General features: G+C 61.9%; 5 protein-coding genes and 1 pseudogene. 3 read left to right on the forward strand and 3 right to left on the reverse strand.

The features are described from left to right. Nucleotides 1-83: 83 nt before the first annotated feature. The 3 genes from CLV41_RS23575 to CLV41_RS23585 form a co-directional block, all read right to left on the reverse strand. Complete coding sequence (locus tag CLV41_RS23575; RefSeq protein ID WP_103224928.1) at nucleotides 84-959, reverse strand: transglutaminase family protein; 876 nt, start codon at nucleotides 957-959, stop codon at nucleotides 84-86. Nucleotides 960-1,035: 76 nt separating this feature from the next. Next, entirely contained in the window at nucleotides 1,036-3,441 is a 2,406-nt protein-coding gene (locus tag CLV41_RS23580; RefSeq protein ID WP_103224929.1) for a circularly permuted type 2 ATP-grasp protein, read from the reverse strand. Between the two features lie 38 nt (nucleotides 3,442-3,479). Next, the gene (locus CLV41_RS23585) at nucleotides 3,480-6,812 is read right to left on the reverse strand and encodes a transglutaminase family protein (protein ID WP_103224930.1); all 3,333 of its coding nucleotides are present in this window, start codon (nucleotides 6,810-6,812) and stop codon (nucleotides 3,480-3,482) included. A 366-nt stretch (nucleotides 6,813-7,178) separates the two neighbouring features. On the opposite strand from CLV41_RS23585, the gene CLV41_RS23590 reads away from it, so the two are divergent. From CLV41_RS23590 to CLV41_RS23600, 3 genes and pseudogenes are all read left to right on the forward strand, one after another. Continuing rightward, on the forward strand, nucleotides 7,179-8,267 hold the full coding sequence (locus CLV41_RS23590) for an ABC transporter substrate-binding protein (protein WP_103224931.1): 1,089 nt from the start codon (nucleotides 7,179-7,181) through the stop codon (nucleotides 8,265-8,267). 15 nt (nucleotides 8,268-8,282) lie between these two features. Continuing rightward, a complete protein-coding gene (gene kynA / locus CLV41_RS23595; protein ID WP_103224932.1) occupies nucleotides 8,283-9,137 on the forward strand; it encodes a tryptophan 2,3-dioxygenase in 855 nt (284 codons plus the stop codon). Between the two features lie 134 nt (nucleotides 9,138-9,271). Further along, nucleotides 9,272-9,471 (forward strand): annotated as a pseudogene (locus CLV41_RS23600) (ABC transporter substrate-binding protein); the annotation flags it as partial.

The raw sequence follows: 9,471 nt of genomic DNA on the forward strand, positions 1-9,471 counted from the left end.
CCGGCCACCCTCAGAACGTGCCGGCATTCTATCAAAAGTTGTCGCTTCGGAACAGGACAAGGATTGCCGCGCTGGAAGGCAGGTCAGCGGGGGACGACATCGACCTTGTGATCGGTCGTCTGGCCGCCGGCGGTGCGCAGCACGCCCTTGACTGGGGCGGCGTCGCCATAGTCGCGGCCCCTGGCAACGACTATGTGGTCCTGGCCGACACGAAGCGCGTTCGTCGGATCATACTCGATCCAGCCGATTTCAATGCCGCACCACGCCCGCACCCAGGCATGCATGGCGTCGGCGCCTTCCAGGCGCGGCTGGCCTTTGGGGGGGCTGGTCCTCAGGAAGCCGCTGACGTAACCGGCCGGAACGCCGATGCTCCTGAGGCAGGCGATCATGATGTGAGAGAAGTCCTGGCAGACACCGTGCCGGCGCTCGAACGCTTCCAGGGCGGGGGTGTCCACGGTTGTCGCGTCCGCGTCGAAACGCATGTCCTGGTGAAGGGCCTTGCCGATTGTCTCGACGGCCGATATGGCGCTCATATCCGCATTCACACGTTCCTGCGCATAAACGGCGAATGCCGGATCGAGCGGCAGCCGCGGCGAGGCGACGAGAAAATGCACCGGTTCCTCCGGTCTGAGCGACTGGATGCCGGCGAGTTCCCTTGCAAGGGATTTCAACGACGGCGAGATGTCGAACGCCTCGGGGGTCGCGGTCCGGTCGATCCGCGCGATCAATTTGAAGCTTAGGTCGCTGTGCGGCTTCCGGTAGGCGATATCCGTGACGGCATTGCCGAAAAAATCCGTTCTTTCCCGCCGTTCCGAGGGCGCGGGCAGGAAAGAAAGTTCTCCGGCAAGCAGTGTCTGCTCGTGCGGGATCGTTGCCGGCATCAGGCGCAGGGCGTGGCGCCCGGAATTGGCCGGGCTGGCGTAGTCATGCGTGACTTCAAGAGTTATGTCGTAGAGCAAGGCTGCCTCGCACTGCGTGGTCGCGGAGAATTAGAGCGTGTCTCATGAATATGGATCCATATTCATGAGACACGCTCTAGCGGACATAGGTATCGGTCAGTTCACCTGAGAGATGTGCGATCCGGTCCCTCAGATCCGCCAGCATTTCCGGGGTCAGGGTTTCCGGCGTTGCGATCGCCAGACCGGTGTGTATCTGCAGGATCGAGCGGGCGAGGTGCGAAAGATGGCCGAATTCCGTCGCCCCCGGCAGGACGCCGATGTGCTCCTTCATTTCCGTAAGCTGATAGAGCACAGCGCGCGGGTTTTTCGTATCCATCGCCAGGAGGTCGAGAACCGTCGCCTGGCTGAGCGAAACCGCGTAACGACGGCTCATGGACATGGCGCTGTCGCCGACTTCCAGCAGCAGCTCCAGAGAGCCTTCCGGAGCTTCGGGGCTTGTGAAGACGGACAGCAGGTCCGCCATCGCGTGTGCCCGTTCAAGGGCCCGGCCGAGGCTCAGGAACCGCCAACCGGTGAAGCGGTACATGTTTTCGTGCACCAATCCTGAAAAGCCGGTGATCTTGCGCAGCAGCAGCCCCATGGCGCGCGGCACGTCGGCGTTTTCGCGCAGCGCCAGTCTCGCGCCGTTGGCGGTCTGGGCAAGATCGTTCAGGGCCAGCCAGCCATCGACCGAAAACCGGTCCCGGACCTTGCCCGCGCTGGTGACCGCCGATTGCAGCATGTCGCAAAGGCTTTGCGGAACAGGTTCATCCGGCGCAACGCCGGTGTCCTCCAGATAGTCCGCGGTCATGGCGACCAGAGGAGCCTCCGGGTCGGCGGTCTCCAGAAGACGGGCATGGTAGGCGCGCAGCAGGCGGACAGCGCCCTCGGCGCGTTCCACATAGCGGCCCAGCCAGAAGAGGTTGTCGGCGGCGCGGGCGGGCAGGGTGCCCGCCTGGGATTTGAAATACGGCGACTCCATCTGGTGAAGCAGTGAGTCCTTGACGGGTTTCTGGCCGCCGACGATCCACACGTCCGCCGCCGATCCCCCTTCCTGCATCGCGATGGCGCTCGCATCTTCCGTCCGGCCGATGCGGGCGAACCCTCCGGCCATGACCTCCCAGCCGTTCGCCGTACGGGCCAGGAAGACGCGCAGGCTCATCGGCCGCGGCACAAGCCCGCCCTCGTGGTAGGCCGGCGTGGTCGACAGGGTCACGGCTTCCTGACCGACAAGATCGCTGCTCTTGCTATCAATCCAGGTTTCAAGAATGCCCTTGTGAAATTTTTCGAAGTCGCGCCCGATGAAATCCGTCTGCGCCGAAGAGAAAGGAAGCGCCGTCGAGAGCGCCGGGCTGAACATCATCCTTTCCGCATGTTTTTTCACATAGTCCCGCGGGGTGGGGTCGCCGCACCACCACGTGGCGACATTCGGCAATTTGAGGCGTTCTCCCAGAAGCCGCTTGCTGATACGGGGAAGAAAGGCAAGCAGGGCCCGGGTTTCCAGGATGCCGGTTCCCAGCGCGTTGACCATGGTGACGGAGCCGTCTCGCACGGCCTGAACCAGGCCGGCGGTGCCAATACGCGACGCCTCCTCCAGTTCCAGCGGATCGGACCAGGCCGCGTCCAGCCGGCGCCACAGGACGCTGACCGGTTTCAGGCCGGCGACGGTGCGCACCATCAGCCGTCCGTTTTCCACTGTCAGGTCCTCGCCCTCCAGCAGCATGAAGCCGAGATAGCGGGCGATATAGGCATGCTCGAAATAGGTATCGTTCATCGGGCCGGGCGTCAGAATCGAAACCCGGCTGTCCGTTTCGCCGCGCAGCTCGACCAGATGGTCGCGAAAGCGGCGAAAGAAACCGGCGAGGCGGTAGACATTCGCCCTGGCGAAATATTCATTGAAGACGCGGCCGGTGGCGACCCTGTTTTCAAGGGCAAAGCCCGCTCCGGAAGGGGCCTGTGCCCGGTCCGACAGGACCCACCAGGTGCCGTCTGGACCCCGTCCGATCTCAAAGGCCAGAAAATGCAGGAAGCTGCCTGACTTCGGCGTGACGCCGACGAGAGGCCGCTGCCATTCCGGGCTCCTGGCGATCAGGCTTGCGGGCAGGTAACCTTCGCTCACCAGCTTGTTGGGGCCGTAAAGATCCGCCACAAGCTGTTCCAGAAGACCGGCACGCTGGATGAGACCGTCGCTGATGACCTTCCAGTCGTCTTCGCTGATGATCACCGGAATGTGGCTCAGGGGCCATTCCCGTTCGTTCGCGTCGTTCTGGCCGTAATGGCGGAAATAGACACCGGCATCGTTGAGATACTGGTTGCCCCGCGCGAAGCGGTTGCCGATTTCTTCCGGTGTCAGGGAGGACAGGTGATCGATAAAGGGGCGCCAGACCGGCCGCACCCGGCCGGCCGGATCGAGGAGTTCGTCCGAAACGCCAGGATACGGGCGGTAGGATTTCAGCAATCCCCGCCCGACATCACCCGATATAGCCGCTTCGTCCAAACTCATGCATCACGTCCTCCCGAAGACCACCGGCCACCTGACCGTCAGACATAGTGCGGCCGACGCAGGTCCAAGGTCAACGGAAACTCCGGATGAGGGTGTTCCTCTTCCGGCGTATACAGGCCGGGCGTGTGGCCGTGCGGTTCGAAGCGCGCCAGCCGCCGTGCCTCGGCCTCGTTGCCGTTGACCGGAAAGGTGTCATAGCTGCGCCCGCCCGGATGGGCGACATGATAGACGCAGCCGCCGATTGCCCGTCCGCTCCAGCGGTCGAAAATATCGAAGGTCAGCGGCGCGTCAACGGGGTGGACCGGATGCAGCGCCATGGAGGGCTGCCAGGCCTTGTAGCGAACGCCTGCGACCGCAACGCCGTTGGTTTCGGTTTTCCGCAACGGCATCATGCGCCGGTTGCAGGTCACGGTATAGCGCTCGGGATCGCTGGTGGTGAGCTTGACCTGCAGGCGTTCGGTCGAGCTGTCCGTGTAGCGCACCGTGCCGCCGATCGCGCCGGTTTCCCCCAGAACGTGCCAGGGTTCGAGCGCCTGCCGGAGCTCCAGATGGATACCTTCGACCTCGATTTCCCCGCAGAAGGGGAAACGGAATTCCGCCTGGGCTTCAAACCAGTCCGGGCGCACGGCAAACCCGTGATGGTCCAGATCCCTCAGAACGTCCTGAAAATCCGTCCAGACATAGTGCGGCAGCATGAACCGGTCATGGAGGGCCGTGCCCCAGCGGGTCAGGTTGCCGGACAGCGGGCGTTGCCACAGCCGGGCGATCAGGGCTCTCATGAGCAGTTGCTGGGCAAGGCTCATGCGCGGGTCCGGCGGCATTTCAAAGCCGCGGAATTCGACGAGGCCGAGGCGTCCAGTCGGCCCGTCCGGCGAATAAAGTTTGTCGATGCAGATCTCCGCCCGGTGCGTGTTGCCGGTGACATCGACCAGAAGATTGCGCAGCAGCCTGTCGATCAGCCAGGGAAAAGGCGTCGGACCCTCGTTGGGGCGCTTGATCTGCGAGAGGGCGACTTCCAGCTCGTAAAGCCCGTCGTGGCGCGCCTCGTCGACGCGCGGGGCCTGGGATGTCGGGCCGATGAAAAGGCCAGAGAACAGATACGAGAGGCTCGGATGCCGCTGCCAGTGCAGGATGAGGCTGCGCAGCAGATCCGGGCGGCGCATGAACGGACTGTCGAGCGGCGTGGCGCCGCCCACCACGACGTGGTTGCCACCGCCGGTGCCCGTATGCTTGCCGTCGATCATGAACTTGTCGGCGCCGAGACGGGTGTTGCGGGCTTCCTCATAGACGCCTTCGGTAATCGCCACACACTCCTTCCAGCTTGCCGCCGGATGGATGTTGACTTCGATGACGCCGGGGTCCGGTGCGACCCGGATGACGTTCATGCGCGGATCGGGCGGCGGCGGATAGCCCTCGATATGCACCGGAATGCCGAGATCGGTCGCGGCGGTTTCCGCCGCGGCGATGAGTTCCAGATAGTCCTCGATCGCTTCCACGGGCGGCATGAACACGCAAAGCCGCCCGTCGCGCGGTTCAACGGACAGGGCGGTCCGGACAGTCGCGTCGCCGATTTCCCCGTCAGGCAGCTTCTGTTCCTGTCTTTCCTGCTGGGGGCCCGCGGCGGTGAACTGCGCGACTTCCTGCGGCCGGTCGGGACGCGGTCCGACCGGAAACTCCGGCAGTGGACCCCTGGGCACGGTCGGGTCGGCGATGTTCGTATAGGGATATTGCGCGGGTGGTACGTGAGGGAGCGATTCCAGAGGGATGCGGTATCCGACGGGACTGTCGCCCGGGACGAGAAACAGGGCCTCGCGGCGCAGTTTCCAGTTTTCCGAGCGCCATTTGTGGCCGGAAGCCTTGGCCTGCCAGCGCTGGATTGGCAGGACATGTCCCGACGGAGAGGAGAGCCCGCGATCAAAGACGCGCGCGATCCGGTGACGCGCCTCGGCATCTTCGAGTTCGGAATTGTCCGGGGTAACGTTCTCGGGCAGGTTGGCTTCCTTCACCAGCCAGACCGCCGGATCCTCGTAAGCCGGAACCACATATTGCGGATCGACATCGAGCCGCTTTGCGATCTGGCGGAGCAGGGCGTCCGACATGTCCGCATCCGCACCGGTGTCCTTGCCTTCCTCCGCGATCAGGTCCGGGTCGTTCCAGATCGGCTTTTCGTCACGCCGCCAGTAAAGGGAAAATGTCCAGCGGGGAAGGGTTTCTCCCGGATACCACTTGCCTTGTCCATAGTGCAGAAAGCCGCCCGGTGCGAAGCGCTTGCGCAGACGGCGGATGAGGACGTCGGCTTTCTCGCGCTTGGTCGGGCCGACGGCTTCCGTGTTCCATTCGTCGGCCTCGAAATCGTCGATGGATACGAAAGTCGGCTCGCCACCCATCGTCAGGCGCACGTCTTCCTGAACCAGAACCCGGTCGACATCTTCCCCGAGGCGGTTCAACGCGGTCCAGGCTTCTTCGGAAAAGGGTTTGGTGATCCGAGGGTGCTCGGCAACGCGGTTGATCTTCATGTCGAAGGAGAAATCGACTTCCGCGTGGCTCGCCAGGCCGACGATCGGCGCGGCGTTGGTATAGTGCGGCGTCGCCGCCAAGGGGATATGACTTTCGCCGGTGAGCAGTCCGGACGTCGGGTCCAGTCCGATCCAGCCCGCGCCGGGAAGATAGACTTCGGCCCAGGCGTGGAGATCGGTGAAGTCATGATCGGTACCCGAGGGGCCGTCCAGGGCTTCCAGGTCCGGCTTCAACTGGATGAGGTAGCCTGACACGAAACGGGCGGCAAAGCCCAGGTGCCGCAAGGCCTGGACCAGAAGCCAGCTTGAATCGCGGCACGAGCCCGTTCCTCTTTCAAAAGTCTCTTCCGGCGTCTGCACGCCCGCTTCCATACGGATGACATAGCCGACCGCGCGGGAAACCTTGGCGTTCAGCGCGACGATGAAATCGATCGTCCGCAGCCTGTCGCGCGGAACGGTGTCCAGGAAAGCCTTCAGATGGGGTCCGGTCGGTTCGGTCCGCCTGTAGATCTGCAGATCTTCGCGAAGCTCCTCCGGATAATCGAAGGGCCAGTCCTCGGCGCTCTCCTCGACGAAAAAGTCGAAGGGATTGTAGACCGTCATGTCGGCGACGAGATCGACTTCGATCTTGAATTCGCGCACGGGCTCGGGAAAGACGAATCTGGCCAGCCAGTTGCCGTAAGGGTCCTGCTGATGATTGACGAAATGACCCTGCGGCGAAACCTTCAGCGAATGAGACAGAACGCGGGTGCGGCTGTGCGGAACCGGGCGGAGGCGGATGATCTGCGGGCTCAAGGTGACCGGCCGGTCATATCGGTAATGGGTCAGATGGTAGATGCTTGCGCGAATGGACATGAAATGACCCTGTGAGGCTTTGAAACTCTGGAGCTAGATTTTCACATAATGCTACAGCGCACCATGTCTTTCTGCAGGCGGAGGCAAGCGCGCTCCCTGGGAAGGGCAAAGCGTTTTCAAATCATCTTAGTTCTTGATCTTGTTGTCAGGATGGCTGCATTTGGCGGTTGTGCACGCGCGCAACAGATCAATTTAAATGCTGGCTGAGGCGTTCGAAAGCAACTATATCCGGCGATAAGGTGTGAAAATGCCGGCGGCAGCCGCAGAATGCGGACATGGCGGCCTGGACACTTTCGTAAAGCGATCGGATGCCCGTTGATCAAGTAGGAAGCCGTTGCGTGAAGAACCGGGATATGAAGGACTGCAATGGCGTTTAGACTGCTTTGGATCTGGTGTTTCCTGACGTTTGCAGGCGTCGCGCAATCTGCCGATTTCCGTGTAACATTCATAAATCCGGGTGGTGAGACCGGCTTCTGGGGGGACGTCTCCAGAACCATGGCCGCCGCGGCGGCTGACCTGAACGTGGAACTCGAAATCCTCTATGCCGACCGGCAGCCCTACATCATGGAGGCGCTGCTCAAGAAGCGGCTGGATGATGGCGATCTCCCGGACTATTTTGTTCTCGTGAACGAGAACCAGTCGGCCGCCCGGTTGCTTCAACTCATGGATGGCAAGCCCAGCAAGGTTTTCTTTCTGCTGAACAAGCTAACCGCCAAACAGAAAAACAATCTCGAACGGCACAATATCGACCTTCGCAACATCGTGGCGTCCATCGTTCCGGACAATGAAACCGCCGGTTACGAGATGGCTCAGTCCCTCATCGAGAAAGCCCGCAAGCTCAAGCCGCAGGGGGAGCCGATCCACCTGCTGGCGCTGACCGGCGACACGACCACACCTGCCGGTCTTCAAAGGGAGACGGGCATGCTGCGCGCGGTTGCCGACAATCCCGATGTGAGGCTGCTGCACGCGATCCCCACCGACTGGAACGAGACGATCGCCTTCAGGCGCGCCAGGGACGTGTTTGCGCGCACGAAGGTGGATGTTGTCTGGGGGGCGAATGACGATATCGCCTTCGGCGCGCTGAAAGCCGCCGTGGAGGCCGGTCTGATACCGGGCGAGAACATCTTTTTCGCCGGGCTCAACTGGTCTTTGCGCGGCATGGAGGCTGTGCGCGAACAAAATTTGACCATGACCCATGGCGGACATTTTTTCGCCGGCGCCTGGTCCATGGTGATGCTGCGCGACCACTTCTTCAGAACCGTCGAGGGCGAAGTCTTTGTCGATGTCCTGTTCAAGATGTCGCCGGTCACGCTGGAGAATGTGGACCTGTATCTGACAAATCTCGGTGACGGCAACTGGGAGAAAATAGATTTCAGTCAGTTCCGCAAGACCGGAAGCGGCCGGAGCCATTATGATTTTTCCGCCAGCGCCATCCTTGAAGCCGCGGGGAGCTGACCCTAGGAGAGTTCGATGACAGACAGCAACGACCCTGGCGGTGCATACGATCCGGCAACGGAAGGTGCTGAAACGGCATTTTCCGACAAGATGTCCTACAGCGACTATCTGGGTCTTTCCCGGATACTGACGGCGCAATCGCCGCTGTCGGACGCTCCCGACGAACTCCTCTTCATCATCCAGCACCAAACGTCCGAGCTCTGGATGAAGCTGATGCTGCATGAGCTGCACGGGGCGCGGCAGGCGATCATCGACGATCACATGCCGGAAGCCATGAAACTGCTGGCCCGGGTCAGCCGGATCATGGAACAGCTCAACTCGGCCTGGGACGTGCTGCGCACCATGACCCCGAGCGATTACACCCGGTTCCGCGATGCGCTGGGCGCCTCCTCGGGTTTTCAGTCACTGCAGTACCGCCTGATCGAATACGCGCTCGGCAACCGCAACGAGGCAATGATCAGACCGCATGAACACGATCCGGAAAGCGTTGCGCTTCTAAGGGAAGAACTCGACCGGCCGAGCCTTTACCAGGTGGTGCTCTCTTTTGCCCGCAGGCGCGGTTTCGACGTTCCCGATGAGATCACGGCGACGCCGGCGGGAGAACCGCATCGGGAGGTTGCCGAGATCATGGAGCTGTGGCGGATCGTGTACAGTGACCCGTCCGCGCATTGGGCGCTTTACGAAGTCGGTGAGAAGCTGGTGGATCTGGAGGATTATTTCCGCCGCTGGCGCTTCAATCACGTGACGACGGTCGAACGGGTCATCGGGTTCAAACGCGGGACCGGCGGGACGGGGGGCGTCTCCTACCTGAAGCGCATGCTGGAGGTCGAACTGTTCCCGGAACTCTGGCATGTCAGAACCGTGTTGTGATGCTTTCGTTCGAATAAGCCATATCCTTTCAACCAATTGCAGGTTTTCTATCGTCGAAAGTGCCGATAGAGTGTCCTGTAAAAGGGCCGCGACAGACGGCCTTTGGGATGACTTTAAAAAGAGGGGAAGTTTACATGTTCAACAAATTTGCTGCCGGGGTGGGCCTTCTGGCCGTCCTCTCCGCTCCCGCATTCGCCGGACCGGTGAAGGTTGGCATGATCACGACGCTTTCGGGCGGAGGCGCTGGTCTGGGGATCGATGTGCGCGACGGTTTCCTGCTGGCTGTGAAACAGTCCGGCAACACCGACATGGAGGTGATCGTCGAGGACGACCA

Source organism: Roseibium marinum (assembly GCF_002906165.1).
Classification (GTDB): Bacteria; Pseudomonadota; Alphaproteobacteria; order Rhizobiales; family Stappiaceae; genus Roseibium; species Roseibium marinum.